This is a genomic window from Streptomyces sp. 142MFCol3.1, from assembly GCF_000424945.1.
GTDB lineage: Bacteria > Actinomycetota > Actinomycetes > Streptomycetales > Streptomycetaceae > Streptomyces > Streptomyces siamensis.
Genome location: NZ_AUKV01000004.1, coordinates 136,439 through 161,663 on the forward strand (window position 1 = coordinate 136,439; position 25,225 = coordinate 161,663).

The following is a 25,225-nucleotide window of genomic DNA, read 5'->3' on the forward strand; positions in this document are numbered from 1 at the left end:
GCTCCTTGCGGGTGTGGGGAGGAGCCCCGGTCCTGTCGGGCCCGGGCGCGTTACAGCAGGCGCCACTGGTGGTCGGTGGTGCCGTTGTCCGTGAACTGGACGACCTCGGCGCTGTCTCCGCGGGACATCAGGTGGACGCCGAGGACCTTGCCGCTGTTGCGGTTGCGGATACGGAAGAATCCGTCGCCGTCGTGTTCCGGGCGCCATTGGTGGTCGGCGGTGCCGTTGTCGCTGAACTGGACGACCTGGGCGCTGTCCTCGTGGGACATGCCGTCGACGCCGAGAACCTTGGCCGAGTTCTCGTTGCGGATGCGGTACCAGCCCGCGTCGTCCGGCAGGAAGGTCCACAGGTGGTCGGGGGTGCCGTTGTCGGTGAACTGGACGACCTGGGCGCTGTCCTCGTGGGACATGTCGCTGACGGCCAGCACCTTGCCCGAGTTGCGGTTCTCGATCCGGAGCGGTCCGTCCGGCAGCAGCCGCCAAAGACGGTCGTCGGCGCCGTCGTCGGAGCGCTGGACGGCGGCCGCGCTGTCCGCGGTGGAGCCGCCGAGGACACCGAGCACCTTGTCGCTCTCGCGGTTGCGCAGGCGGTACCAGCCGTCGCCCGCGTCCACGAGCTGCCATTGGTGGTCGGCGGTGCCGTTGTCCGCGAACTGCACGACCCGTGCGCCGTCGGCGTGGGACATCCGGTCCACGCCGAGGACCTTGCCGGAGTTGGCGTTGCGGACGAGGTACCAGCCATCGTCGGCGACCAGCTGCCACAGGTGGTCCGCCGTGCCGTTGTCCTCGAACTGGACCACTTGGGCGCTGTCTTCATGGGACATGCCGTCGACTCCGAGCACCTTGCCGCTGCGGCGGTTGAGCAGCCGGAAGAACGCGCCGCCCGTGGTCCACCGGGTCCCGGACGGTGAGGCGAGCGGAAAGGCGGAGATCCGCAGGCGCGCCGCACCGAGCGGGATCAGGGTCACCGTCTCCACGGGCTCGGCACTCAGCGCCGGGCTCGGCTGGAGGGGTTCGACGACGTGTTGGTCGTCCGAGCGCCATTCGGGGATGCGGCGTGCGGGGGCCGTGATCCGGTGGGGCACGGAGGCCTGCGTGAACGGATTGTCCGGGAGGGGACTGCCGGAGGAGGCGAACGTGAGGCCCGCCGTGGGATCGGCGGCAGTGGTGGCCAGCCCGTAGTTCCAGGGGGTGGTGGCGTGCACGTCGTACTCGGGGAAGGCGTCGCTGCCGCCGGTGCGGACGTGGTCCTCGCCGATGCGCAGGGCGTACGTCAAAGGTCCGCGGTCGATGCTGACGGACCGCCCGTTGCGCTCCCAGGTGCGCGCCGTGATGCGCTGGGGCAGGCGCAGCCGCACCACGTCGCCGTCGCGCCAGGTGCGGTTCAGTCGCACGAACGCCGGACCGGGCGAAACGGAGCCCGCCGAATGCCCGTTGACGGTCACACTCGGGTTCGGGCACCAGCCGGGGACACGGAGCAGGAGCGGGAAGGCGGTGGCGGCGGGGAGGGAGACGGTGAGCGTGATGGTGTCCCCGAACGGATAGTCGGTCTCCTCGCGCACGCCGACCCGCACGGAGTCGGCGACCTCGGCGGTGACCTCGCACGGCGCGTAGAGGGTGGCGCACAGACCGTGGTCGGGCGTCGCCGTCCACAGTTCCTGGGTGAACCAGGGCCAGCCCATGCCGTAGTTGTGCGGACAGCACCGGTACTGGTCGACGCCCGGTCGGTACGACTGCATCGCGAAGCCGTTCTGGAACTGGGCGTGCGTCTTGGGCCGGTTGTCGAGGTCGACGCAGTTGGCGCTGGTGATGTAGTGGACGGACCGGCCCTGCGGGTCGAGCGCGGCAGGCAACGCGTTGAACGCCAGGTCCTCGCAGCGATCGGCCCACACGGGGTCCCCGGTGAGCCGGGTGAGCAGCTCGTGACTGGCCATCAACTCGACGATCCCGCAGGTCTCGAAACCCTGGCGGGGATCGGTGAATCCGGGGCGGACGTTCTCGTCACCGGCGAACCCGCCACCGGGGAACTGCCCGTAGAGCCCCATGACCGAGTCGTACGTGCGGTAGGCGGCGCGGACGTCGTCGGCGGACCCGGAGCGGGCCGCGTACTGCGCGGGTTCGCGGAACCCCTGGGCGATGTTGACGTTGTGGCCGCTGGGCAGCGGGCCGGTCCAGTCGGCTCCGCGTTCGTGCATGGTGTCGATCAGGTCGAGCAGGAACGCGTCCCCGGTGCGGTTGTACAGCCACACCGCCGTGTCGATGCCGTCGCCCCAGCGGTACGACACCCAGCTGCGGTCGAAGGCGGATGTCCCCTGTGCGTGCATGTACCGCAGAAAGGCCGTGAGGAAGGGGATGATGCGGTCGTCGCCCGTGTACTCCTGCCAGGAGCGCAGGGCTTGGAGGAGGGGCAGGAAGGGCCAGAAGTCGGGGCCGCCGTCCAGTGAGGTCCGCAGCGGCTCGGGGCCGAAGAAGCCGTCGGAGCGGGCGGTGCCGACGATCGCCTGGATCCAGCGGTGGGCCCGGGCGAGGGCGTCGGCGTCGCCGGACACGATCGCGAGGTCGACGAACCCGCGCAGCCAGTAGGGCACTTCCTCCCAGCCGCCACGGTCGGGGTGCGTCCATCCCGATGCCGACCGGTCGAGGAAGTGGGAGATCTCGTCGTACCGGCCGCACAGGCCGTCCAGCTGGAGCCGCAACTGACCCGCCAGCCAGCCGCGCGGGCGCACGGCGGTCACCGGCAGCCGGAGCAGTGCCGAGGGGTGCAGGGGAGCGGCGTTGGGATGGTGGAGGCCACCCGGTGCCGGTGTCAGGGCCGGCTGTGAGGGGCGGCCGGAGGCCTCCGCGACCGCGGCGGGTCCGGTGGTGGTGAGGACGGTGAGCGAGGCCAGACCGATGAACCGGCGTCTGTCGAGGGGCATGGGGGAGCCTTCCGTGGGTGGGGGAGGAGAACGGCCGCGAGCGGGTGAACGCCCGCGGCCGACCGGTGCGAACCACGGTGCGGTGTCGTGCCGTTGGTGCCTGGTGGTCCTGGTGGTCCTGGTGGTCCTGGTGGTCCTGGTGGTCCTGGTGGTGCGGGCGGTCCTGGTGGTGCGGGCGGTTCGGGCGGTTCGGCGGAGGCGGGGGAGGCCGCGGTGCCGCGGCCTCGCCGTCGTCGTCAGTGATCATCTGGTCGGCGGCGCGCTTGCCCTGCTCGACGAAGTCGGAGGCGATGAAACTGACGTAGTCCTTGCAGGCAGAGGCGGCCTGCTGTCCCCCGTCGTCCGCAGGGGCTGAAGTGCCTTCGTTCCTCATGGAGTTGTCGTCCTCCGACTCGGCGCGTGCGTCTGCGGAGAGGACGAGTGCGGCCGTGTACGGAGCGAGCACGGCGGGTGCGGATCCGGCGGCCGGTGCGGGTGCGGTGCGTCATGGGGAACCCCGTTCCGCGTGAACTTGATGACGGTTGCATGACAGGAGTCGGTCGAGCGGGCGTTCACCTGCGAGTCGGGGCCTCGGTGAGGTGCCTGGCGCGTGGCGGGGCGGGCCGGCTGAGGGGCGGGCCTGGTCTGCATCAGGGTTTTACATCGTTGGAAGAAGCGTGTAAAGGGTCGGTGCACCAAAGCGTTTCCGCCGCGGAAGGGCCGGTGTCCGCCCGGTCCGCCGAACGGGCAGATCAGACACCCTGCGCGGCGCGGTGACAGAACTCGGCTTTCTCTCAAGGCAATTGGATGGAGTGTGGGTGTTGCCGGGGTGCCCGCCGGGTGCAGGCGCACGGGGCGGCACCCGGCCTGCTTGCATCGTTGGAAGGCGTACCGCGCAGGTCCGGTGCGGCGACGGGGGCGCGGTCTCAGCGGCGGCCGAGGGTGCTCTCCCGGCACACCAGCGAGTACCCGGCGTGGATCCGGCGCGCCTCGTGCTGTTCTCCACCCAGCCGGGCCAGTACGGCTTCCACGGCCATTCTGGCGATGGCCGCCTTGTCGGGCGAGACGGAGGTCAGGGTGATCGCCCCGTACCGGCCCTCCACCACGTTGTCGAAACCGACGACAGCGACGTCCTGCGGAATGCGCAGCCCCCGCTCGGACAGCACCCGCATGGCGCCGAGCGCGATGAGGTCGTTGTAGGCGAACACCGCGTCCGGCTGGAGGCCGGCGTCCAGGATGCGGGCCATGGCCGCGGCTCCGTCGGCGTGCCCCCAACCGTCCGTGGCGCCCACCAGCCGGGGGTCGGCGACGAGCCCCGCGGCGTCCAACTCCTCGCGCCAGCCGCGCAGTCTGAGGTGGGCCGGCTGACTGCGTCCCCTGCGTGCTCCGAGGAAGGCGATGTCACGCCGTCCGAGCGAGATCAGGTGCCGCATCGCCTGACGTGCGGCGGCCACGTTGTCGATCGCGATGTGGTCGTACGGCAGTCGGTACTCCCGCTCCCCGAGCAGCACCAGGGGGACCGCCTCGGCCCGTTCGCTGAGATCCTCCGCCTCCAGCTCGATGGGGCTGAGGATGAGCCCGTCGATGACCCGGGTGCGAAAGCCCTGGCTGACCAGGATCTCCTGGTCTCGCCGGCCGCGGGTGTGGTCCAGCAGCACCGTGTACTCGTGTTCGGCCGCCGCGTCGATGATCTCGGTGGCCAGCTCCGCGAAGTAGGGATTGCCCAGTTCGGGCAGGGCGAGGGCCATGATCCCCGTGCGGCCCTTGCGCAGGTGCCGGGCGGTGAGGTTGGGGCGGTAGCCGAGTTCGTCGATGGACTTCTGCACGCGTGTCCGCATGGCGGGGGTGACGTGCGGATGGTCGTTGACCACGTTGGAGACCGTCTTGATGGAGACGCCCGCGTGCAGCGCGACGTCCTTGAGGCTCACCCGCACGATGCTCCCTCCGCATCCGGGCAGCGGTCCGCTTCACGAGCCGCATGCGCGCCCGCAAGCGGGATCCCGGCGTGCCCGGAAGGCTTCACACCGGGTTTTTCCAACGTTATACGCGGCCGTGTTCGTCCATGACAAGGGCTTGTGCCGCATGCGGAAATGCCTCGAAGTGTTTCAAGAGGGCCGAATTCTTCACTCCTGGCCGTATGTGCAACAACGTTGCTTTCCACGGCTCGTGACGCCACATCGGCATCGAGCGCCCGCCTGAGAGGCGCTTCGCAAAGCCTCCGGCGACGACGTCCGCCCGCGGTCGGTGACGTCACCTGCCGCCGACGCCGCTTCCTCGGCCCGACCGTCCGCCGTGCGTCGGACACGGGTCCGGCGCCGCCCCCGTGGGTGACCCCCCGGGTCGCGACGCGCGCAACCTCCGGTCCACAAGTCAGGCCCGGAGGGCGACTTGACGTGCCGTCACTCCTCGGTGGTCGGCCGTCCGCCGAAGACCCAGTTGTGCACCTCGACGTCGGCGTACAGGTCCGGGGTCAGGACGGCGCGTGCCGTATCCGGGTCCGGCGCGCGGACCAGCGCCGCCGTACCTAGCCAGGTGATCCCGTCGTCGGCCAGCAGCGGCCCGTACGCGATCAGTTCGTCCCGGTCGTCCGGGACGGTCAGGTCGGCGGCCCGCCCCGGGGCGATGCCGAGGCCGATGACCAGGTACCGGTTCCCCTCGGTGCGGCCGCCGGGGAACTCCCACATGGTGCGCCCCAGCATGTTGCGCCACCGGCGCAGCATTACGTCCCGGTAGGCGCCGGCCTGGTAGTTGGGCTCGTCCAGGGCGAACGCGCGGGCGACGGTGGAGTCCGGCAGGTCGAGGATGTGCACGCTGCCGGTGGGCATGTCACCGTCGTCGGCGAGTGTCGGACCGCGGGCGATCATCTCCTTCGCGTACTGGTTCATGTAGGACCAGTGCGCTTCGAGCAACTCGTCGCGGAGCGTCAGGGAGCCTGGCCGGTCGCGGTGGTAACAGAAGTACTCCATGGCCGCTGACTCTCCCCGACGAGGGGGCGCATCTCAACAGAGTTTGGCGCCCCCTGCCGCTGCGCCGGTGTCGATGCGCCCGTCCGCCGACTCCCCCACGGCTGAGGCCGGGGCCGACGGTCACGGCAGTTCGTACCGCACGAGTGCCCTGGAAGCGGGCTCGCCGGTGCGTTCGGCGTACTTCAGCCGCGCGCGAACCTCGCGGAGCGTCCGGGGCCGGTAACCGGGCCCGCAGCAGCAGCTCTTGTGGAAGCCGACGCCCGCGTTCAGCAGAACCGTGAGCGTGCGCCACGCGGCGGTGTCGCGCCGCCGGGGAGCGGCGAACGCCGACCCGGCATGGATCAACGGCCCGGCGCAGCGCGGGCAGAGCCGCGGTCGCAACCGGTCGTAGGGCTGCTTGTACGACGCCCGGCACGGAAGGCAGACGTACGAGGTCCTCGCATGAGCCATGGCCTCAGCGTAGAGAGAGTTCAAGGGAGTGACCACTGAAAAACGTCCGGCGCCATCAGCTTGTCGCTCGGGTCCGGCCGGCTCACGGTGCGGGACGAGGGACCGGGTGTCCCTCCCGACGAACTCCCGCACGTCTTCGACCGCTTCTGACGGTCACCGACCGCACGAGGCGTGCCGGGCAACGGCCTCGGACTCGTGATCGTCTCGCAGGCCGTGGGGCGGCCCGGGGGAGGCGTCGAGCTGCGCTCCGCAGGCGCCGTGGGAACCGAGGCGGTCGTACAAATACCGGGATCGCATCAGCCTCCCCCCGAACGGGCTCCGGGAAACCGGCCGGCAGACGCGTGATTGCCCGTGCAGCACGCCCACTTGCCGATCTCGGGGTGGTGCGCGAGCCCCGGCCAGGGCATGTGCACCGACAGACGCGGAGTCGATGTGACGTACGTCACGCCGTGACGGGTGCAAGTTTTACCCGACGTGATGATCAGGGCGGCCGATGCGTCCGTATCTCCTGGCATACGAGTCGCTCACGCCTGGAGGCCCCGTGCCCTTGCCCCGCAAAGCCGGAACCGTGTTCATCGTCGGTGCGCTGGGTCTTACCGTCTCGGCACTTGCCTACCCCGCCATGCTGGGGGTGCAGAACACGACGACCTCGCAGACCCGGGTCATCGCCAACACCCGCTACGGCCCGCTCACCGAGGCCGACCGCGACTTCGTCGTCAAGGTGCGCTCGGCCGGCCTGTGGGAGTACCCCCTCGGGGAGATCGCCCTGAAGAAGGGTTCGACACCGGAGATGAGGGAAGCGGGCAAGCATCTCATCGTCGGGCATGCCGGGCTCGACGCCCTGTGCCGCAAGATCGCACCTGAACTGAACATCACTCTGCCCAACCAGGCGACGCCTCAGCAGCAGCAGTTCGTGCAGACCTCGGCGGCCCAGTCCGGCAAGCAGTTCGACACGACGGCCGCCAACATCATGCGTGTCACCCACGGTCAGATCTTCCCGGCCATCGCCAAGATCCGTGCCAGCACGCAGAACAGCCTGGTGCGCGAGCTCGCCGACCTGGCCAACGACACGGTCCTCGACCACATCACCGTGCTGGAGAAGACCGGCATGGTCAACTTCGACCAGGTCAACTTCCAGCAGTCCACGCCGCCGAAGCTGCCCGCCAGCCAGGTCACGCCGCCCCCGCCGCAGCCCGGCTCACCCGTCGTCGTCCTCACCCCCCGGCCCGACCTGAACATCAACACGCGCTCCCCGGCGCCCAGTCCGACGGTCCGGTGACGCGGCGGCCCCGCGATCCGGCCCTGACGAGGGCGCCGTGAACCGCTGGTGCACGAGTCCGGGCAGATCACCCCGGCCTCCGCCGGCGTCGGCCGACCCGGCCGACGCCCCGGCCGCCGTCTCGTCTCATTCACCTGGACCTCATCACCCCCACCCCGAGTGCTTCCCGCCCATCGAGTCGCCGGTGATGTGCAGTCGTCCCGCGGCGCCCGGTGCCGGAGGGCCGGGCCGTCCGCGGCTTCGCGCATCCCCCGCGGATGCGTGCGGAACAGCGCGCGCGTAATCGGGTCGCGGCCGGTGCCGCGATTCGGCACACTCCGGGGAGTGGAACGTCTGCGGGAGATCGCCGACCGGCTGGCCGGTGTCGGAGGTGTCGTCGGGGTGGCCCTGGGCGGCAGCCGGGCGAGGGGGACACACCACCCTGACTCCGACTACGACCTGGGCCTCTACTACCGGCCACCCCTGGACACCGGGACCCTGCGCCGCCTCGCGTCCGAGCTGACCGGCGAAACGGTCGACGTGACCGAGCCGGGCGGCTGGGGGCCGTGGGTGGACGGCGGCGCATGGCTGACCGTGGACGGCCATCGTGTCGACTGGATCTACCGTGACCTGGACCGGGTGCGGCGGATCTGGGGCCAGTGCCGGCAGGGGCAGGTCGAGGTGGGCATTCAGCCCGGCCACCCACTGGGCGTCTACTCCCACGCCTACGTCGGCGAGTTGGCCCTCGGCCGCGTCCTCGCGGACCCGGCCGGTGAACTGCGCACCCTGCAGGGCGAGACCCGCCGCTACCCGGAGCCGCTGCGCGCGGCGCTGATCGCCCCCGCCGTATGGGAGGCGCCGTTCATCCTGGAGAACGCCCGCAAGGGAGCGGCCCGCGGCGACGTCTTCTACGTCGCGGGGTGTCTCTTCCGCGCGGTCGGGGTGTTGGTGCACGCCCTGCACGCGCACGCGGGCCACTGGGTGCTCAACGAGAAGGACGCGGTCCGGGCCGCAGGTGAACTCCCGGCCGCCCCCGCGGACTTCACAGCGCGTGCGCACGGGCTGTTTGCCGCCCTGGGCACGGATGCGCACGCCCTCTCCGGGACGCTCGACGCGGCCGAGGCGCTGGCCGCCGAGGTGGCCGACCGCACGTCCGGAGGCCCGTGCCCTTCTCCGTGATCCACCGCGCGACGCCCGTGGGGGCGAGGAAGGCGCCGAAGCCCGCAGGGCAGTCCGGGTTCCGTACCGGCGACCGGCCGCCGCGACGGTGACCGACCGGTCGACATGGGCGTCCGGCCGGAGTGGCCGGTCGGCGTGAGCGTTCGACCGATGACGGCCGACGAGACCCGGGCGCGCTCCCGGACCACGGAGCCCGGGCGAGGAGCAGGGCGGCGCTACTCCACGCTCGCCCGCTCGAACGCGATCGTCACCTGCTCCATCGCCGGACCGCCACCCGACTGGAACGACGGAGTGGTCCACTGCGCAGCCCAGGCGTTGGACAATGTGATGCGTCGGACGGGGTTATTGTCGGCGTCCAGCTCGACGAGCGTGACGTCCTGCCGCGCCGATCCGAGAGACTGGTCGACGAGTGTCCTGTCGACCCAGTCGGTGAACGCGGGGCTCTTGTCCGAGCCCCGGACGACGGTCACTTCGCCGTGGGGCGGCTCCGTCCGCTCGCGCGCCACGCCGGCCTTCGCCGGTGTCGCGCACCTGTCCGCGGGGACGTCCTGGTCGCAGTCGACACCCGTCACGCGCTGCACCGTCTCCACTGGGAACCGGCCCAGTTCGATGACGAATCTGTGGTTCGTCGGCAGATCTCCGAGGTTCATCGCGACTTCCTTCCACGACCATTGTGGCTACTGATAGTAGTCATTGCGTAGTGCTATGTGATGCTGCGTAGCGCTGTGTGATGTTGCGGCGGGTCGGCGGCACCGCCCGAGTGGTCCCGCGGTCGCCCGTCCGGCTGCGGACGCACCCATGGATGCGCCGGCAGGCGTGCGCCTCGGACCACCGGGGGAGGCCGTGTCAGAGGTGGTAGCCCGCACGCCTGCGTCACCGTCAGGTGAACGCGCGCCGCCAGACTGCGTATCCGGGACTCACTCGGGCTCGTCGCCCCAACTCCCCTTTCCGCAGGTCGCCGTGCCCGTCCGGCTCACCAGCCGCGCCGGCCCCAAGCGGAGGGGCGCCTTTCTCGCGGCTGCCATGGACGGCGTCCCCGGCCGGGCGGAACATCCCAGCACCCGCGGGCTGACGAGCACCGGCCTCGCCGCTCCAGCCTCCCCAGCGCCGGCCGGTCTCGCCGTCCACCAGCTTCCGGGCCCTTGCCCGGACCGTCCTGAGGAGTGCTGTGACCGCACGGAGCGGACCAGACCCGAACAGCTCACCCGTAGGTGCGTCCGCGAGTGACGCCAAACTCGCCGAGAACTACCTGCGCGCCTTCGGCTACCTGCCCGAGGACGTCCCGCTGCAGAGTGACAGCGGGCGGGCCGCGGTACGGGCCTGCCAGGCGATGGCGCTGCTTCCGACCACAGGAGACGTCGACGAGGCCACCCGCACGGTCTTCGCGCGGCCCCGGTGCGGCTTCCCCGACCGGCAGGGCGTCGAGGATCCGCGCAGCGGGAAGTCCCTCACGAGCGTCGCCGAGTTCGTCGCCTTCGGCACCGTGTGGGACCACGCGGTGATCACGTACCGGATCAACAACCTGAGCCCGGACTTCGACCAGGACCGGCAGCGGGCACTCATCCGTGGCGCCTGGGAGCGCTGGGCGGCCGTCGTCCCCCTCGTGTTCCAGGAGACCACCGGCGCGCCCGACATCGAGATCCGCTTCGCCCGGGGCAGCCACGGCGACGGCTCCCCGTTCGACGGTCGCGGCAACATCCTGGCCCACGCGTTCTTCCTGCCGCCCAACGGCGGAAGTCTCGCGGGCGACGCGCACTTCGACGAGGACGAGCAGTGGCAGGACGGCGTCCGTCCCGGCGGCTTCGACCTGTTCAACGTCGCCGTCCACGAGTTCGGTCACTCGCTCGGCCTGAACCACACCTCGGTGCCGAACTCCACGATGAACCCCTTCTACCCGGTGCCGAGCACCCCGGCCACGGACGACCGCGAGGGTGTGCGGCAGATCTACCGGCGCCACATCTGGGCCGCCTCCCTGTACCGCGACGTACTCGGCCGACGGTTCGACGACGGAGGCCTGGACTTCTGGGTGCGCAAGCTGTTCTCCAACAGCAGCCCTGAGCAAGTGGCTCGCGGGTTCCTCTACTCGCTGGAGAACTCCGGCCGCATCGCCACCGACCTGTACTTCACCCTCCTCGACCGGGCGCCGGAGCCGGCCGGCCTCGACCACTGGCGTACGCAGCTGGCCGGCGGTCTGGGCCGGCAGTCCGCGATCGTCGCCTTCCTGGACAGCGTCGAGTACCGCGGCAAGTACCCGGCGGACGACGCCTTCATCGATTCGCTGTACCGGCGCCTGCTGCGTCGTCCGCCGGACGCGGGCGGCTACCGGTACTGGAAGGACATGATGAAGGACGGCATGTCCCGCTACGAGGTCGCCCGTGCCTTTGTGCTGAGCGACGAGTACTGCCGCGCGTACACCCGCGGCCTGTACCGGAACTATCTGCGCCGCGAGCCGGAGCAGGCCGGCTGGGACGGGTGGACGGGTCGTCTGAAGGCCGGGCTGAACCATCAGGACGCGGAGACCGGCTTCGTCGCCTCGCCGGAGTACCAGAACGCGGTGGTCAGTTGGTGGTGACCTACCGCCTGCGGCGCCGTCGAGGCCGCCGGGGTGCCGCGTGCCGGTGGCACGCGGCATCCGTGGGAAGCGGGTCGCGGGGGAGGACGGCGCCGCCGCCGGACACCACGGCCAACCGTGCAGCTTTCGGCCGTCCGGCGCGGGGAGGCCCGGTCGGCGGCAGGTCAGACGTCCGTCACCGTCGTGGTGACCGGCGTGCCCGTCTCGATCGTGCGGCTGACCGTGCAGAGCCGTTCGTGGGAGGTCTTCACGGCACGGGGCAGGATGGCGCGCGCCCGGTCGCCGGGCTCGCCGTCCGGGAACGCGACCGAGAAGGTGACGTGCAGGTCGGTCATCCGGTTGCCCAGCTCGTCGGTGATCTTGTGGCCGGTCACGGTGACGTCGAACCGGTCGGGTTCCGCGTGGCGGCTGGTGGCGACATCGACATCCGCCGCCGTACAGCCTCCGAGCGCGGCGAGCAGCAGCTCGACCGGGGTGAATTCGGTGTCGCTCTGCGCATCGGAGCCGGTGCCGAAGCTGATCGTGCCGCCGCGGGCGTTCGTCGCCGTGTAGTGGCCGGTGCTGGTGCGCTCGACGGCGACTGAGCGCAGGGTGTTGTCGGTCATGCCGACGACACTAATGTCGCGCCGGGCCGACCGGTGCGACCCGGGTCGGCCTCGACGTCGTGCCGGGTGGTCGGGAGTGCGGCGGGTCGGCCCCGAGGTCGTGCCGGGTGGACCGGCCGACGCCGGTCCACCCGGGTGGTGGATCACAGGAAGCGGCGGATGGGCACGACGGACGCCTCACGGGCCCGCTGCACGAGCGAGCGCCGCTTCCACCGGTCGGCGCGGATCAGCTCGCTGGCCTCCCGGTCCTCATCGAACTGCGCGTCGAGGGTGGCCGTGAACTCCCGGTCCAGGACGGCGAGCATGACCTCTTCGTCGTGGTCGAAGGAGCGGCGGTTGAAGTTGGTCGATCCGATCAGCGCCGCGGTGCGGTCGACGGTGATGGCCTTGGTGTGCATCATCGTCGGCTGGTAGTGGTAGATCTTCACCCCGCTGTCGGTGAGGTCGGCGTAGAAGTTCTGACCGGCCAACTGGCACACCCGCTTGTCGGTGTGGGGCCCGGGCAGCACGATCTCCACCTCCACCCCGCGTCGCGCGGCGGCGCAGAGCAGTTCGACGAAGTAGGCGTCCGGCGAGAAGTAGGCGGTGGTCAGCCGGAAGCGCTCCTCCGCGGACTGGAGCATCACGCGGATCAAGGTCTGCATGTCCTGCCAGCCGAAGCTGGCCGAGCCGCGCACCACCTGCACCACGGCGTCACCGTGCGGACGGTGCTCGACGAACCGGTCGCGCTCGTCGAAGAGTTCGTCGTGGCATTCGGCCCAGTTCTGTGCGAAGGCCGCTGCGAGACCGTCCACCGCGGGGCCCCGCACCTCGACATGGGTGTCACGCCACTCGTTCTCGTTGCGGGCGTCACCGCACCACTCCTCGGCGATCCCGACGCCGCCGGTGAAGGCCACCTGCTCGTCGACGACGAGGACCTTGCGGTGGCAGCGGTGGTTCTGCTTCAGGGGCGAGAGGTACAAGGGCTTGCGGAACCACGCGACCTGAACGCCGGCTCGCCGCATGGCATCCAGCAGGTCCTCGTCGATGAGCCTGCTGCCGAAGCCGTCCAGCAGCAGGCGCACCCGCAGGCCCGCCTCGGCCCGTTCCGCGAGGGCCATCGCGAACTCCCGGGCGATGTCGCCCTTCCAGTACACGAAGGTCATCATGTCCAGGGTGTGCTCGGCGGAACGAATGCGGTCGAGCATGGCCGCGAAGATCTCGTCGCCGTTGCGCAAGGGGCGCAGCGCGTTGCCCTCGGTCGCGGCGATGCCGATCAGCCGCTCCAGTCGCCTTCGTATCCGCGCGGCGCGCTCCTCGAAGTCGTCCGGGGCGGTGTGTGCGCCCGGCTCGGGAGAGGGTGTGTCCGTGAGCTCGTCCGTGTTGGTCGTGGCTGTGGTGGGCATCGCCTCTCCTGGCCGGCACTCGTCGGAGGAAACGGGACGCCGGCGTCACCCGGTCCGGCACGAACCGGCGGGCGCGTCGGCGACGTCGGTCAGCGTCGGCGGCGGGAGGACCAGCCGGTGCCGACGCCGGCCAGGTGCAGCGCGAGCACCGTGAGCCCGATGAGCATGATGTTCGTCGACGTGAACGTGTCGTTCGTGGAGATGTCTGCGGCGTTGATGAGGAACGAGATGAAGAACAGGACCGCCGCACCTATCGCGAGCATGGGGACCTCCGATTCGAGTGTGTGAAGAACGAGTGAAGTCCGAATGCCCCCAAGCAGCCGATCGACACAACCCGACTCGGCGGACCGGGTCACGAGTCGAGCAGCCCCGTACGGGGCGCACGTTCGCCCCGGAGGCCGTTCGACGGAACGCGTCCGACGCGTGCCGGCGTCACCTGTGCCGTTCGGAGTACGCGTGGTCGGCCGGTACGCCGTCGATCACCCGCACATTGGGCGCGATCCGTGCGTCGTGGGGATCGGCGCACTCGGTCAGGACCAGCAGGGCCTTCCACAAGGCCCCTCGGCGACCAGCGGATTGCCACTGGCGACACGTCGCCGTGCAACCACACACGGGTCCCGCGCCATACGGCGTCGAGGGCCGCCCGCCGTGTCGCACCGATGGAGGGCGATGACCAACTCGGCGACGGCGACGGCGACCGCGAACTGTGTCCTGTCGGCGATGCGCTCGGGCGAGGCCGTGTCGCCGGGCGGCCGGCCGCGCACGGACCAGGGGCGGGGCAGCCCTCGCCGGGTGCTCGACCGGCCTCCCGTGGACCTCACGGTGAGGGATGGCGCTCCGCGGTGAGCAACTGCTCCGCCCAGACGGTCTTGCCGTCGGGTGTGTAGCGGGTTCCCCAGCGATCGGCGAGCTGGGCGATGAGGAACAGGCCCCGGCCGCCCTCGTCGAGCGTGGCCGCGTGCCGCAGATGCGGTGCGTTGTGGCTGGTGTCGGAGACCTCGTAGGTCAGATAGCGGTCGTACAGGAGGCGCACGGTGATCGGCGGGTCGCCGTAGCGGATGGCGTTGGTGATCAGTTCGCTGAGGATGAGTTCCGCGGCGAACAGGTCGTCGCCGATGTCCCACGCGGTCATCTGCCGCACGCAGGCGGCGCGGGCGGGCGCGACGGCCGCGGGGTCGTCGGTGATGTCCCACTGCGCGACACGGTCCGGTGCGAGCCGGCGGGTCTCGGCCACCAGCAGCGCGATGTCGTCGCGCTGGGGTGAAGGCAGGAGCGCGTCGATCACATCGGTGCACATCTGATCACAGCTTCGGCCGGTGCCGGCGAGGACCGCGGTGAGCCGGTCCAGACCGGTGTCGATGGCGTGCTCGCGGCTTTCGACGAGGCCGTCGGTGTAGAGGACCAGGCGGGTTCCGCCGGTCAGGTCGGCGGCGTACGTTTCGAAGGGCGAATTGCCCAGTCCGAGCGGGAGATTGGGAGGGACGGGCACCAGGTCCACCGTGCCGTCGGGACGGACCCGGGCCGGCGGCGGATGTCCCGCGCACGCCATGTGGCAGCGGCCCGTGGCGGGGTCGTAGACGGCGTACAGCATGGTGGCGCCGGTGACGGGTGCGGTCTCGGAGGCCGTCGGACCGTCCTGGTCGAGACGGGTGACCAGCTCGTCCAGGTATGTGATCAGCTCGTCGGGAGGCAGATCCAGCGCGGCGAAGTTGTGGACGGCGGTGCGCAGCCGCCCCATGGTGGCAGCGGCCTGGAGACCATGGCCGACCACGTCGCCGACGACGAGGGCGACGCGGGCGCCGGGCAGCGCGATGACGTCGAACCAGTCTCCGCCCACCCCCGCCTCGGCGGGCAGATACCGGTACGCCGCGCGCACGGCGTTCTGCTCGGGCAGTTCGGTCGGCAGCAGGCTGCGCTGCAACGCGATGGCCAGTGCGTGTTCGCGCGTGTACCGGCGGGCGTTGTCGACGCACACCGCCGCTCGCGCGACCAGTTCCTCGGCGGAGCTGACGTCGTCGTGATGGAACTCCCCGCGCCGCCAGAAACTGGCGATGCCCAGCACGGTGCCGCGGGCGCGCATGGGCACGGTGATCAACGAGCCGAGCCCGGCTCCCAGCACGCGTTCGGCGAAGACGGGGTTCGTGCCCCGCCAGCCCGAGGCGGCGGTCAGATCGGGCACGAGGACCGCCTCGCCGTCGCGCAGCCCCTGCGTCTGGAGTGCGGTGGGGTCGACCGGCACCTCGGAACCGACCGGGTGCAGGGCCTGCTGCTGTGTCACGCCTCGGAGGGCGGCGCGCCGCAGGACACGGGGGACGCCCGCGGGGGGCTCCTCACCGGCGACGACCGGGTCGAGCAGGTCGACACTGACCACGTCCGCGAAGCGTGGCACGGCGACCTCGGTCAGTTCCTCGGCGGTACGCGTCACGTCGAGGGTGTTCCCGATCCGGGCACTGGCGTCGTAGATCATCTCCAGCCGTCGGGACGTGGCCTCGACCCTGCCGGCCAGGGCGCGCAGTTCGGTGGCGTCCCGAAACGTGGTGACGGCTCCGGGGGGTCCGCCGTCACGGTTCGTGTGACGGTGGTTGACGCTCAGCAGTCGCCCGCCCGCCGGATGTACCTCGTCGACGGCTTCGAGGTCCGAGGCGAGCAGGTTCCGGATGCCGTGTTCGAGACCGAGTTCGTCGATGTGACGGCCCTCCATGCCTTCGGGGAGGGCCAGGAGCCGTCTGGCCTCGTCATTGGCGAGGACCAGGCGTCGATCGCGGTCGGTGACGAGTACGCCTTCGCGCACCGTGTGCAGGACAGCGTCGTGGTGCTCGTACATGCGTGTCACCTCGACCGGGCCGAGCCCGCCCGTCTGTCGGCTCAGTCGTCTGCCCACCCCGCCCGCCGCGGCCGTGGCCAGGAGGAAGGCTCCCGCCGCCCCGGCCAGCAGGAGCGGCAGTTCGTGGTTCAACGTCGCCGAGACGGTCGTGACCTCCACGCCGGCGGTGACGATCCCCACCACTTCGTCGTCCTGCCCCCGCACCGGTACGACCGCACGTACGGCGTCCTGCGGCGCTCCGTCGAAGTGCTCCGTGTAGGACAGGCCCTGAAGCGCTCGGCCGAAATTGCCCGCCGCCCGCTGACCGATCAGGTCGGGCACGGAATCCGTGTGCCTGATGCCGGCCGTGTCCAGCACCGCGATGAAGTCGACCCTCATGGATTGCCTCGTACGCTCGGCCACGGGCTGGAGAGCCGAGGTCGGGTCCGACGACAGCAGCCCCTTCGCGGTGTCCGGCAGCTGGGCGACGGCGACGGCACTGGCCATGGACCGGTCTTCCGCCCGGTGGAGGTTCGCGGTGCGGGTCTGCCAGACCAGCGCCACCGCGCCTCCCGTCACGAGCAGCACGATGATCACACATTGCAGTGCGAACACCTGACCTGCGACGCTGCGGTTGGCCAGCCAGCCTCCGCCCCATGGCGACGAGAGACGATCTCGTATCACCGGAAGCCCAGCATGCTTTCGTCCCATACAACCCTTCTACACCAATTGGTTGAATTCGCTCTCCGAGTCGTGCGCTGCGCACTTCGCGTCACGCACAGCGAGCGCATCAAGCGCTTGCTCAGCGGGGGGCGTCGGCCTGGACGGTCCGGGGGGCGTCGGCCTGGACGGTCCACGCTGGTTCCTGCGCGGACCGATCTCCGGCCAGGGCGTGGTGCAGCCGCAGGCCGCGGGTCTGCTGGAACAGATCTTCCGGGACACGGCCGTCGTCCGCGGCGAGGGTCCGATGGCCCCCGCCACCCCACCGTCCTGAAGCTGCCGAACGACGCCCAGATGGTCTCGCAGGGTCCTGCGGACTGATCGCGTGTGCCCGGCGGATGCCTACTGAACCGTGCGCGTGGCGGATGCCGACCCGCGGCGCGACGGCTGGGCCAACCTGCGTCACGGGTGACAACGTCCTTTCTCGGACGGGATGTCGCTTCCGACCGGCCTGCGGTCAGCCGTGGTGTGTGTCGATGACGCAGAAGCGGTTCCCGTCGGGATCGGCCAGGACCACGAAGTCGGCGTCCGGAGGATAGCGGTCCCAGTCGATCCGGCGGGCGCCGAGGGAGACCAAGCGCTCGACCTCCGCGGCCTGATCGGCGGCGTCTCCCGCGTACAGGTCCAGATGGATCCGGGGATGCTCCTGCACGGGTGTCTCGCTGACCCCCAGCGAGAGCTGGGCGCCTGTCCCGTCGGCCGGCACGAGGACCACCCAGTCGTCCTCCATCTCCTCGCGCGGGACGTAGCCCAGCGCCTCCGTCCAGAACGCCGCCGCACGCGGCACGTTCGACACACCCAGCACTACGGATCCGATCGTCAGCACGCCCTCCTCCTACCCCGTGGGGAGCCGGCGGCTACCTCGCGCCGTCCTGCGGCGCTCCCGCATGCACCGGCTCCGCAGGGGAGGGCTCCGGCCGGGACTCCTTGCGCGCACGCGCCCGGTCGCGGAACCACGCGCTCACACCCACCAGTACGGCCGCCCCGGCCCCGTACAACGGGAGCCACAGGGTCGTCGTCGCCGACAGGCAGCCGGCGATGGCCTCACGGCTCTTGGACTCCGCCGCGTACGCCGCGGCGGTGCGGTCGAGACCGGTCAGGCCCGCCAGTGTGGCCCGGGAACGGACGGCCTCGTACCTGCCCAGCCAAGTGCAGTCGATGCGGGTGCCCGGCATCGGGAACACCCAGGCCCAGCGCTGCATCATGGGGGCCAGCGCGATCGCCACGCACAGGCCGACGACCAGGGCGTACGCGATCAGACCGCGCATGTACGCGGACCGCAGGTCGGACGTCCACGGCGGTCGACGCTGAAAAGCGAAGATCACCGAGAGGAGCGTCACCCCGATGAACGTCGCGAACCACTGCCATGAACCCTGCGCGAGAGCGAACGTCAGCACGGCCGCGAGCCCGATGCCGATGACCCCGGCCTGACTGCCGGCGTCGGCGCCCGCGTCGGTGGAGGCCGGCGGACGGGGTCCTTGCGGGATGTGGTCGTTCACGGGCCTCTCCTGCAGGCGGGAGGCATCAGCTTCCGCCGTGCGGCGTCGCAGGTCCCGAAGCCATGCCGGGCGAGGGGAGCATGGCGCCCGGATGGGGGAGCCGCCGTCCGGGCCACCACGCGGGGCCGTCTCAGTAGGTGCGGCCAATTGCTCCGACCTGCCCAACTCGACTGCATGCGGTGGATGTTGGCGCGTCGCCTCCGGCGGGGACATCGGCAGGCACGACGCAGAACGGTCCGCTCCCGCCCGCAGCCCGCACAGGCGTGCCCCTCGTCGGTGGCCCCCTCCCCGAGCCAGGGCGTCGCGCGAGCCTCGTCGTGGCTCACGGAACCCTCCGCGCGCCCGCGCCGTGCCGGGGGCGTCGGCGGCGGACGGCTTCACGGCGGGCCTGCCGTCGGCCCGCTGCCATGGCCCCTTGGGCCGCCGATGGGGGCCGGACGGCCCAAGCGGTCTCCTTCCTTCTCGGAGAGGCTGGAGCCGCGGGGCGATCCCGGCTCCGGGAGAGACGCCGGTCGGCGCCGGTCGCCGACGAGGTGAGTCCCGTGGCGCGAGGCATGACGAGAGGACGTGGCGAGTCATGACCGAACAGGTACGGACGAACACGGTGGAGGCGCCACCGCTCGGCGATCTCGGCCGACGGCTGGTCGCACGCCGGGCCGAACTCGGCCTGACATGCGAGGAGGCGGCCGCGCGAGCCGGCGTCGCGCCCAACTATCTGCGCTACCTGGAGGAGAAGCCGGGAGCCGCGCCCGGCACGGGCACCCTGCTCAGGCTCGCCGAAGCACTGCACACCACGATGCCCCACCTCACCGGATGCGACAGCGACCGGCCGCCCGGCCCGGGACAGGCCGGACGGAGCCCCGACGTCACCGAACTGAGCCCCTCCGAGTGCCGGACCCTGCTGTCGGACCACGGCGTGGGGAGGGTCGCGGTGCTCACGGCCACGGGCCCCGCCGTCGTACCCGTCAACTATGGCGTCGTCGACGACGCGATCGTCTTCCGCACCTCTCCCGGCACCACGCCGGCCCTGGCCGCGGGCTCCGAGGTGGCCTTCGAGGTCGACCGCATCGACGACGCGTTCAGCGAGGGCTGGAGCGTTCTCGTGCGCGGGCACGGGCAGGCCGTGACGGACGAGGAGGAGGCGCGTCGGCTCGCCGGCCTGGCACGCAGCGAGCCGTGGGCCGGCGGCCGGCGTGAGCTGTGGGTGCGCATCGACCTTCACACCGTGACCGGCCGCCGGGTCACGGTCTGACCGAGAACGCCCGTCGGTACGGGCCGGCGTCGTACGCCGCGAGCGTCGCGCGTCGGCAGTACGTCCGGAACCGAAGCCGTACGTCCGAAGCCGGAGGTCCGGGACCGAAGCCGACCGGCCCCGGGCACGGGACCATCGGCACATGCGCCGCGGCCCGGACGGGAGGAGAGTGGAGTCAGGAGCGGCGCCGTTCCCCCGCGGTGTCGCTCCGTTCGTACCCTGTCGCTCCGTCGCTACCCGGAGAAGGCGTCGCTCACGCAGGTGTCGCCCCGCCCCTACGCATACGATCGCGTCCTACGCACGAGCGCTCGTATGCGTACCACGGCGCCGCTCCCGTCCGTACGTGTCCGACGGCGCCCTGCGGTCGACCGGCCCGACCCCGACCGGTTCCCGCGCGCGGGCCGCTAAGCCAAGCCCCCGTCACCGCCGCTCGGACCACTCCTCGGACCGCGCGGAGGCCTGGGCGAGGTGGCAGCGGACGTCGACGACACCCTCCACGGCGCGGGCCAGGCGTTCCGCCACGGGGACCAGCCCGGTGCTCTCCACCCAGCCGGTGAGGGTGACGACACCTTCGGAGGCCTCCACCTGTATGTGGTCGGCGGACAGGGGGAACAGCCGGTCGATCACCTCGTGGCGCACTTCCTCGGCGAGATCCTCGTCCTCGCGCAGGAACACCTTGAGCAGGTCCGCGCGGCTGACGATTCCTTCGAGGAGGCCGACGTCGTTGACGACGGGAAGTCGCTTGATCTTGCGCTGCGCCATGATGCGCGCCGCCTCCGCCAGGGCCGCGTCGGCGTGCACGGTCACGGCCGGGGTGCTCATCAGATCCCGGGCCGTGAGCCCGCTCGCCTTGGCCAGGTCCGCCAGCCTGCGTTGCCGGGTGAACCGCTCGGGGTCGCTGTCCCGGAACTCCTCCTTGGGCAGCAGGTCGGCCTCGGAGACGACTCCGATCACCCGCCCCTCGCCTTCCAGTACGGGCAGGGCGCTGACCTTCCACTGCTCCATCAGCGTGACGATGTCTTTGAAGGGCGCGTCGCGGCCCACCGCGACGACGGTGGGTGTCATCACGTCGCTCACGATGTGCGGGCTGCCGTGCATGATCTCCTCCTCGGAAGGTCGAAGTGCGGTCGACAGCAGGGCCGACGACTCTTCGGTCCCGCGCGCCCGGTGTGCCGAACAGGGGCGAACCTGTTCCGGTCCGGTGCGGCGGTCCCGCGGCCGTCCTTGCCGTGGAGTCCTCGATTCCAGCGTGGGCGCCGACGGAGCCGTCCGCCACGGGCCGCTCGGACCTGGCACGGGGGCGTTCGGCCCCGGTGGGTCTCCGCGCGGCCGTCCCTCGGGAGGGCGCCGCAGAGAGGGCGACATGACAGGACGGGAAGGACGCCATCCGCTTCTCGCGGATCCTGATTGCGCGGTGCACGGCTGTCGGCCGCTTCCCCGCGTCTCGGTCGGGTCCTCCCCGTCACCTACAGGACACCACGGTATGGGCCCGGCCACCAGGGCCCGCCCGGCATCCGGGCTCCCCGCCTGGGCCGAACGTCCCCGACGAGAGCCGACGTGCCCCTCGTACCGGAGGGCCGTGGCTGGCACGGTGAGGGGTTGAAGCCCCGTACTGCCGACGCGGCAGTCCGACGAAAGGCGGTGGGGACGATGATGACACCTCCCCTGGTCGTGGGCGTCGACGGTTCGGACTCGAGCCTCCAGGCGGTCGACTGGGCGGTGGACGAAGCCGCTCGTCACGGACTCTCGCTGCGACTGGTGCACGCCTCGCTCTGGGAGCGCTACGAGGGAGCCCTTCCGTCGAGCGACCTGGACCGCCCTTCCGGGCGCGTGCTGGCCGAGCACATCGTGGCCTCCGCGGCGGAGCGCGCCACGCGACGCGACCCGGACGTGAAGGTGTTCACCGACGTGATCCCCGAGGACGCGGTGGAAACCCTCCTGCGAGAAGGCGACAACGCCTCCGCCCTGGTCACGGGATCGCGTGGACGGGGCGGGCTGCCGGGGCTGCTGCTCGGTTCGGTCGGGCTGGCCGTGGCGTCCCGTGCCCACTGCCCGGTGATCGTGGTTCGCGGCGACAGCACCGGTCTGGCCGGCGGCCACGAGCGGATCCTGCTCGGTGCCGGGGATCCCGTCACCAGCGGCGAGGCCGTGCGGTTCGCGTTCCGCGAGGCCGAGACCCGCGGGTGCGTCCTCGACGTGGTGCGGGCCTGGCGCCGCCCCGTGCACGACGTCACCGGGCCGCCCGAGCCGGACGACGCTTCCGCGTGCCTCCACCAGGAGCGGGCCGCGGCCCTGCTCCACACCGTGCTGCACAACGCCGCGGCCGACCACCCCGGCGTCCGGGTGCGCGGTGCGACGGTCGAAGGGCCGGCCCGCCGGATCCTCGTGCGGCGTTCGGCCGCCGCCGATCTGGTGATCGTCGGCGCGCGCCGGAGGGCGGGCCACTTCGGTCTCCAACTCGGCCGGGTGAGCCACACCCTGCTCCACCACGCGTACTGCCCGGTGGCGATCGTGCCGCAGCCGGTGTGATCGTTTGCGGTGTTGGTCCGCGAGGGGAGCAGATATGGCCGTCCGGTTGCCGGGGGCCGCGCGCGGCCCTTCGAGCGCGCTGTGTGCGGAGCGATTCCCTGAGACTCTGCTCGATGGGGTCGAACCCAGCAGTGCGGAGCTCGACGTCACCTGGGTCGCCGCGTACGCGTGCGGATGGAAATGACCGCTGCCACGTCGGCCGGGCGCGATCTGCGACCGGCCGGGCGGGGGCACCGTGACGCCTCCCCGCCTGCCGTCCGACAGGCGCGGGGCACACCGCGACGCCTCCTAGAAATCCAGACCAAGTTTGTTTTTGAACCGGGTATGGTTAAAGTCGTCGTGTGACAGGGCTTCGTGAGCGCAAGAAGGAACAGACCAGGCGACGCATCGCCGCGGTGGCCATGCGGCTGTTCATCGAGCGCGGATTCGACGCTGTGACCGTCAACGAGATCGCCGAGGCCGCGGAAGTGGCCAAGGCGACGCTCTTCGCGTACTTCCCGACCAAGGAATCGCTCGCCCTGCAGGGCGTGGGCGGCGACGACCTGGCCGGGATCGTCGCCCGTCGGCCGGCCGGTCAGACGTTCCTGGAGGCGCTGCGCGCCCATCACCGCGCGCTCGCAGCCGGACGGGTTCCGGAATCGGACATGCAAGCGCTGATCGCCCGTGTGCGCGTCGTCCAGGAGAGCCCGGCACTGCAGAACGCGGCGAACGGACTGCTGTACCAGCAGCGCCGAGCGCTGGCGCAGGTCCTGGCCGACGAGTACGGCGACACTGCGGCGGCGCTCATGGCGGCCCAGATCGCGGCGTCCCTGATCACCCTCCAGGAGGCGTACTTCCGGCGACTGCTGGACGGCGCGTCCCCCGAGGCCACCGGCCGTGCTCTGGCCCAGGACGTCGAGCTGGCCTTCGACCTGCTGGAACACGGACTCGACCATGTGAAAGGCCCCTGACGTGCGCGCACGCGGCATCAACTACGACACCGGGACGTTTTTGGGAGACCGGCTCACCCGGAAGAGCTTCGACTCCGAGGCGGTTCGCCGCGAGATGGCGGTGATCGCGGGTGAGCTGCACTGCGACGCCGTGCGCGTCTCCGGCCGAGACGGCGACCGACTGGACATCGCCGCCCGGTACGCCGCGGACGCCGGGCTCGAAGTGTGGTTCTCGCCGTTCCCCGTGGACCTTTCCCCCGACGACGTCCTGGCGTTCCTCGCCGACTGCGCGCGGCGCGCCGAGGCACTGCGCCAGGACGGCGCACAGGTCGTGATCGTCACCGGCTGCGAGCTCAGCGCCTTCGCGCACGGCTTCCTTCCGGGAGACACCCATCTCGATCGCCTGCACGCCATGGCCACCGCCGACATGCAGTGGTGGCTGTCCCTCGACGCGGTCCCCGAAAGGCTCAACGCCTTCCTCGCCCGAGCCGCGGCGACGGTCCGCGCGCACTTCGGCGGCAGGATCACGTACGCCTCGGGCCCCTGGGAGCCCGTCGACTGGGAACCGTTCGACCTGGTGGGCATCGACGCCTACCGGTCCGCCGAGAACGCCGACACCTTTCGCGCCCACCTGCGCGAGGCCCTCTCCCACGGCAAGCCGCTCGCCGTCACCGAGTACGGCACCTGCGCCTACCTCGGCGCGGGAGACCTCGGCGGCATGGCCTGGCAACCGCCGCGGGGAGCGGTCCCCGACGAGGACGAGCAGGTGCGCTACCTCACCGAACTGCTCGACGTCTTCGAGGAAGAGGGCGTGGACACCGCGCTGTGGTTCTCGTTCGCCAACTACGACAAGCCCCGCGACCGCGACCTCGCCTCCTACGGCGTCGTACGCGTGCTCGACGACACCCACTGGGAGCCGAAGAAGGTCTTCCACGCCATGGCCGCCCGGCACCAACTCCCGCACGAGCGCTCCGAGTCGCACTGACCGGGAGCGCCGGCCCGGACAGCGGGAGCAGGCCGGTGGCGTGGCCGTGCGGGGCCGTCGAGGTCTCATCCGGGGCGACCCCGAACCCCCGTCGCCGCGGCGTCGGCCCTGTGCCGGTCTCCCGGAGGTGTGCACGAACCGTCGCGTCCACCCCGCTCCGGCGATCGCCGCGTGGCCCGGGAGCGGGCGGTGCCCGGCACGGTGCCGTCGAGTCCGGCCGGCGCCCGGCTTCAGCGTCGGCGTATGCGAGGTGCGCCCGTCACGGACATCACCAGGGAGTACAAGGACGTCGTGGCGGTGATGAACATCCGGTTGTTCTTCCTTCCGCCGAAGGCGATGTTGGAGACGGCTTCGGGGACGCGCAGGCGGCCGATGAGTGTGCCGTCGGGGTCGTAGCAGTGCACTCCGCCGTTCATGGCGGCGGCCCACAGACGGCCCTGGTCGTCGAAGCGGATGTTGTCGAACCGGCTGTCGCCGTCGGTGGCTTCGGCGAAGACCTTGCCGTCCGAGAGGGAGCCGTCGTCCCGTACGTCGAAGACCCGGATGTGACCGGCGCGGGTGTCGGAGACGTAGAGCTGCTGCTCGTCGAGGGAGAGGACCAGGCCGTTGGGTCCGCCGAAACCGTCGGCGGCCAGGGCGACGTGGCCGTCGGCAGGGTCGATGCGGTAGACGTGACAGGCGCCGATCTCGCTCTCCGCCCGGTGCCCTTCGTAGTCGGAGGTGATCCCGAAGTCGGGGTCGGAGAACCAGATGGTTCCGCCGGAGTGCACCACGGCGTCATTGGGGCTGTTCAGCCGCTTGCCCTCGAACCGGTCGGCCAGCACGGTGACGGTGCCGTCGTGTTCGGTGCGGGTGACGCGGCGATTGCCCTGCTCGCAGCTGATCAGCCGGCCTTCGCGGTCGAGGGTGTTGCCGTTGCTGTGGCCGGCGGGGGAGCGGAACGTGCCGATGGTCCCCGTCTCCTCGTCCCAGCGCAGCATGCGGTCGTTGGGGATGTCGCTCCAGATCAACTGCCGCCAGGCGGGGAGGTACACCGGCCCTTCGGCCCAGCGGCAGTCGTCGTACAGCGTCTCCAGCCGGTCGTCGCCGAAGGCGCAGCGTCCCGTGAGGAAGCGCTCGTCCAGAATCTCATACACAGAATTCGAAGGCTGACCGGACAAGATTCCACCCCTGTAAGCTCGTACTGAATCTGGATC

The 25,225-nt window shown here is 71.1% G+C and carries 22 protein-coding genes and 2 pseudogenes; 9 read left to right on the top strand and 15 right to left on the bottom strand.

Annotation, left to right across the window (positions count from 1 at the left end; translation table 11 throughout):
- Positions 1-50: 50 nt before the first annotated feature.
- From H305_RS0107030 to H305_RS0107050, 5 genes and pseudogenes are all read right to left on the bottom strand, one after another.
- Positions 51-2,918 carry an RICIN domain-containing protein gene (locus H305_RS0107030; RefSeq protein WP_028799788.1) on the bottom strand — a complete coding sequence of 956 codons (2,868 nt, stop codon included), beginning with the start codon at positions 2,916-2,918 and terminating at the stop codon, positions 51-53.
- Positions 2,919-3,135: 217 nt separating this feature from the next.
- A pseudogene (locus H305_RS56305) lies at positions 3,136-3,240 on the bottom strand (LacI family transcriptional regulator); the annotation flags it as partial.
- A 583-nt stretch (positions 3,241-3,823) separates the two neighbouring features.
- Entirely contained in the window at positions 3,824-4,831 is a 1,008-nt protein-coding gene (locus H305_RS0107040) for a LacI family DNA-binding transcriptional regulator (RefSeq protein ID WP_028799790.1), read from the bottom strand.
- 465 nt (positions 4,832-5,296) lie between these two features.
- Positions 5,297-5,863, bottom strand: coding sequence for a YciI family protein (locus tag H305_RS0107045; protein ID WP_028799791.1), 567 nt, complete (start codon positions 5,861-5,863; stop codon positions 5,297-5,299).
- A 120-nt stretch (positions 5,864-5,983) separates the two neighbouring features.
- Positions 5,984-6,313, bottom strand: coding sequence for a hypothetical protein (locus tag H305_RS0107050; protein WP_028799792.1), 330 nt, complete (start codon positions 6,311-6,313; stop codon positions 5,984-5,986).
- Between the two features lie 60 nt (positions 6,314-6,373).
- Between H305_RS0107050 and H305_RS55975 the strand changes: the two genes are divergently transcribed.
- The 3 genes from H305_RS55975 to H305_RS0107065 all read left to right on the top strand — a co-directional run bounded on the left by H305_RS55975 (position 6,374) and on the right by H305_RS0107065 (position 8,750).
- Positions 6,374-6,463, top strand: coding sequence for a hypothetical protein (locus tag H305_RS55975; RefSeq protein WP_324608088.1), 90 nt, complete (start codon positions 6,374-6,376; stop codon positions 6,461-6,463).
- A gap of 391 nt (positions 6,464-6,854) precedes the next feature.
- Positions 6,855-7,592, top strand: coding sequence for a DUF4142 domain-containing protein (locus H305_RS0107060; protein WP_028799793.1), 738 nt, complete (start codon positions 6,855-6,857; stop codon positions 7,590-7,592).
- Between the two features lie 324 nt (positions 7,593-7,916).
- On the top strand, positions 7,917-8,750 hold the full coding sequence (locus tag H305_RS0107065; protein WP_028799794.1) for a nucleotidyltransferase domain-containing protein: 834 nt from the start codon (positions 7,917-7,919) through the stop codon (positions 8,748-8,750).
- Positions 8,751-8,965: 215 nt separating this feature from the next.
- Here H305_RS0107065 and H305_RS0107070 read toward each other — a convergent pair whose 3' ends face one another.
- Entirely contained in the window at positions 8,966-9,400 is a 435-nt protein-coding gene (locus tag H305_RS0107070; protein ID WP_028799795.1) for a phage tail protein, read from the bottom strand.
- Positions 9,401-9,918: 518 nt separating this feature from the next.
- Between H305_RS0107070 and H305_RS49250 the strand changes: the two genes are divergently transcribed.
- Positions 9,919-11,322: a matrixin family metalloprotease gene (locus H305_RS49250; RefSeq protein WP_051370408.1), complete on the top strand. Its 1,404-nt coding sequence runs from the start codon at positions 9,919-9,921 to the stop codon at positions 11,320-11,322.
- Positions 11,323-11,486: 164 nt separating this feature from the next.
- Here H305_RS49250 and H305_RS0107080 read toward each other — a convergent pair whose 3' ends face one another.
- The 5 genes from H305_RS0107080 to H305_RS44775 all read right to left on the bottom strand — a co-directional run bounded on the left by H305_RS0107080 (position 11,487) and on the right by H305_RS44775 (position 16,730).
- Positions 11,487-11,927 (bottom strand): OsmC family protein, encoded by a 441-nt coding sequence (locus tag H305_RS0107080; protein WP_028799796.1) that lies wholly within the window; start codon positions 11,925-11,927, stop codon positions 11,487-11,489.
- Between the two features lie 143 nt (positions 11,928-12,070).
- Positions 12,071-13,312, bottom strand: coding sequence for a phospholipase D-like domain-containing protein (locus H305_RS0107085; protein ID WP_028799797.1), 1,242 nt, complete (start codon positions 13,310-13,312; stop codon positions 12,071-12,073).
- An 89-nt stretch (positions 13,313-13,401) separates the two neighbouring features.
- Positions 13,402-13,575, bottom strand: a complete 174-nt coding sequence (locus H305_RS53940; protein WP_199791355.1) for a hypothetical protein — start codon at positions 13,573-13,575, stop codon at positions 13,402-13,404.
- 169 nt (positions 13,576-13,744) lie between these two features.
- Complete coding sequence (locus H305_RS55700) at positions 13,745-13,867, bottom strand: hypothetical protein (protein ID WP_267880783.1); 123 nt, start codon at positions 13,865-13,867, stop codon at positions 13,745-13,747.
- 262 nt (positions 13,868-14,129) lie between these two features.
- Positions 14,130-16,730, bottom strand: coding sequence for a SpoIIE family protein phosphatase (locus tag H305_RS44775; RefSeq protein WP_037762725.1), 2,601 nt, complete (start codon positions 16,728-16,730; stop codon positions 14,130-14,132).
- Between the two features lie 223 nt (positions 16,731-16,953).
- On the opposite strand from H305_RS44775, the pseudogene H305_RS50225 reads away from it, so the two are divergent.
- Positions 16,954-17,144: pseudogene (locus tag H305_RS50225) on the top strand (DUF3710 domain-containing protein); the annotation flags it as partial.
- A 148-nt stretch (positions 17,145-17,292) separates the two neighbouring features.
- Here the strand turns inward: H305_RS50225 and H305_RS0107115 are convergent.
- A complete protein-coding gene (locus H305_RS0107115) occupies positions 17,293-17,661 on the bottom strand; it encodes a VOC family protein (protein WP_028799798.1) in 369 nt (122 codons plus the stop codon).
- A 31-nt stretch (positions 17,662-17,692) separates the two neighbouring features.
- Entirely contained in the window at positions 17,693-18,334 is a 642-nt protein-coding gene (locus H305_RS44780; RefSeq protein ID WP_063611269.1) for a hypothetical protein, read from the bottom strand.
- Positions 18,335-18,911: 577 nt separating this feature from the next.
- Here H305_RS44780 and H305_RS0107125 point away from each other — a divergent pair.
- The gene (locus H305_RS0107125) at positions 18,912-19,586 is read left to right on the top strand and encodes a helix-turn-helix domain-containing protein (protein WP_028799799.1); all 675 of its coding nucleotides are present in this window, start codon (positions 18,912-18,914) and stop codon (positions 19,584-19,586) included.
- 420 nt (positions 19,587-20,006) lie between these two features.
- On the opposite strand, the gene H305_RS0107130 is transcribed toward H305_RS0107125, so the two are convergent.
- Complete coding sequence (locus H305_RS0107130; RefSeq protein WP_028799800.1) at positions 20,007-20,684, bottom strand: CBS domain-containing protein; 678 nt, start codon at positions 20,682-20,684, stop codon at positions 20,007-20,009.
- Between the two features lie 555 nt (positions 20,685-21,239).
- On the opposite strand from H305_RS0107130, the gene H305_RS0107135 reads away from it, so the two are divergent.
- The 3 genes from H305_RS0107135 (at position 21,240) to H305_RS0107145 (ending at position 24,029) form a co-directional block, all read left to right on the top strand.
- Positions 21,240-22,115, top strand: a complete 876-nt coding sequence (locus H305_RS0107135) for a universal stress protein (protein WP_028799801.1) — start codon at positions 21,240-21,242, stop codon at positions 22,113-22,115.
- A 341-nt stretch (positions 22,116-22,456) separates the two neighbouring features.
- Entirely contained in the window at positions 22,457-23,065 is a 609-nt protein-coding gene (locus H305_RS0107140) for a TetR family transcriptional regulator (protein ID WP_028799802.1), read from the top strand.
- A 1-nt stretch (position 23,066) separates the two neighbouring features.
- Positions 23,067-24,029 (top strand): hypothetical protein, encoded by a 963-nt coding sequence (locus H305_RS0107145; protein ID WP_028799803.1) that lies wholly within the window; start codon positions 23,067-23,069, stop codon positions 24,027-24,029.
- A gap of 230 nt (positions 24,030-24,259) precedes the next feature.
- Here the strand turns inward: H305_RS0107145 and H305_RS0107150 are convergent, their stop codons facing one another.
- Complete coding sequence (locus H305_RS0107150; RefSeq protein ID WP_107439974.1) at positions 24,260-25,165, bottom strand: SMP-30/gluconolactonase/LRE family protein; 906 nt, start codon at positions 25,163-25,165, stop codon at positions 24,260-24,262.
- Positions 25,166-25,225 lie beyond the last annotated feature (60 nt).